Raw genomic sequence first — 2,108 nt, forward strand, 5'->3', positions numbered from 1 at the left:
GGCCCACGAAATCCAAAAGACGTTGAAACATATGGTGTTTTGCACGATCCATGGGGCGGATTCTACCGGCGGCAACCGCGTCAGGTCTACCCCCTGATAGCTGCCGGCGTCGCGCTCCATCTCATTCGTCGAGAAGGGCCAATGAACGAAGGCGCTTTCGCGCAAGCCAGTTTCGGGCGGCGGCCCGTAAGGGCCAGCGGCTGCCAGGATCGGGCGCGGTAACGGGATGGGAAGTGCGCGGTCTAGAGGATCGAGGGGTCAAGAACCTCCACCTCAAAGACCAGGAGCACCCCAATGAGCCAGACAACTGCCAGCGCCAAGCCCATCAGCCCGCTTCGCCGCCGCATGATCGAGGACATGACCGTCCGCGGCTTCGGCGAGAAGACGCAAAGCGATTACATCCGCCACGTTAAGAACTTCACAATCTTCCTCGGCCGCTCGCCGGAGATGGCCGAGGGCGAGGACCTGCGCAAGTTCCAGGTTCGCCAGCGCGAGCAGGGCGTGCAGCCGCCGACCATGAACGGTGCGGTGGCGGCGCTGCGGTTCTTTTATACAACGACCTGCAATCGGCCTGAGATGGCCCGCCATCTGAGGCTGGTGAAGCAGCCGCAGAAGTTGCCCGTGGTTTTGACCACGGACGAAGTCTTGGCTCTCCTGGAGGCAGCACCCGGGCCGAAGTACAAGGCGGCTCTCGGGGTTGCCTATGGCGCCGGCCTGCGCGTGTCCGAGGTCGCCAACCTCAGGGTGTCGGATATCGATTCCGACCGCATGGTGCTCCGCGTCGAGCAGGGCAAGGGTCGGAAGGACCGCAATGGCATGCTGTCGCCGCGGCTCCGAGAGCTGCTTCAGGAGTGGTGGCTGGTTGGACAGCCGACAACGTGGTTGTTTCCGGGCCGCGATCCACTGCTGCCGATCACGACACGCCAACTCTATCGCGTCGTTCGCGACACGGCGGCGGCGGTCGGGATCGAGAAGCGCGTGTCGCCGCACACGCTCCGGCACAGCTTCGCGACGCATCTTCTGGAGCAGGGGGTCGATATCCGTCTGATCCAGGTGGCTCTCGGACATTCCAAGCTCGACACGACGGCGCGCTATGCGCATGTCGCGAGCAAGGTGCTGCGGGACATGGTGAGCCCGCTCGATCAACTGACGCCGCTCACCCGCAAGATGGGTGCGCCGCAGTAGCCGGCGGCCATCGTGCCCCGTCCAGCGCTGGAGGTCGCGGAGATCTTCCGCGATCACGGCTCCGCTTGGCGTCGCGCCAACCTGGGCCATCTCAGTCATGTGCAGTTGAAGGTGATGAGCGCGATCGAGGGCTGCCGCACGGCGGCCCTCGGTGGGCATGTCGCGCGCTGTGAGAACGCGGCGTGCGGTCATACCGCCATTGCCTACAATAGTTGTCGGAATCGGCATTGCCCGAAGTGCCAAGGCAGTCAGGCCCGCGAGTGGCTGGAGGCGCGCCGGGCCGAGTTGCTGGAGGTGCCCTATTTCCATGTCGTGTTCACATTGCCGCCGCGCATCGGCGCCATCGCATTCCAGAACAAGGCGGTGATCTACGATCTGCTGTTCAAGGCCAGTGCCGAGACGCTGACAACGATCGCGGCCGATCCCAAGCGGCTCGGCGTCAAGATCGGCTTCACCTCGGTGCTGCACACGTGGGGAAGTGCGATGACGCATCATCCGCACGTCCACATGATCGTGCCGGGTGGCGGCATCTCAGCTGATGGTCCGAGGTGGATCGGCAGTTCGGAAGACTATCTGCTCCCTGTGCCGGTGCTGGCGAGCATGTTCCGGGGCAAGATGCTGGCGATGCTCAAGACCGTGCACCAAGCTGGCCGCCTGCAGTTCTTCGGGCCGCATGCCGGGCTCACCGACAAGGCCGCGTTCAAGGCGTGGCTGGAGCCGCTGTACACGACCAATTGGCACGTCCACGCCAAGCGCCCGTTCGCGGGACCCGAGCAGGTGGTCGCTTATCTCGCCCGCTATACGCACCGCGTCGCCATCTCCAACAGCCGCCTCATCGCCGCTTCATGCTCCACGTTCTGCCGAAAGGCTTCCATCGCATCCGCCACTACGGATTGCTCGCCCGCAGCCGTACAAAGGCTGAC

At 64.3% G+C, this 2,108-nt stretch carries 1 protein-coding gene and 1 pseudogene; both read left to right on the forward strand.

All coding sequences use genetic code 11. The features are described 5' to 3' along the window. Positions 1-294: 294 nt before the first annotated feature. Positions 295-1,185, forward strand: a complete 891-nt coding sequence (locus ACSLE4_RS13520) for a tyrosine-type recombinase/integrase (RefSeq protein WP_435904961.1) — start codon at positions 295-297, stop codon at positions 1,183-1,185. 12 nt (positions 1,186-1,197) lie between these two features. Beyond that, a pseudogene (locus ACSLE4_RS13525) lies at positions 1,198-2,108 on the forward strand (IS91 family transposase); the annotation flags it as partial.

Origin of the sequence: Methyloceanibacter sp. (assembly GCF_051306395.1) — a bacterium.
Taxonomy (GTDB): Bacteria; Pseudomonadota; Alphaproteobacteria; order Rhizobiales; family Methyloligellaceae; genus Methyloceanibacter.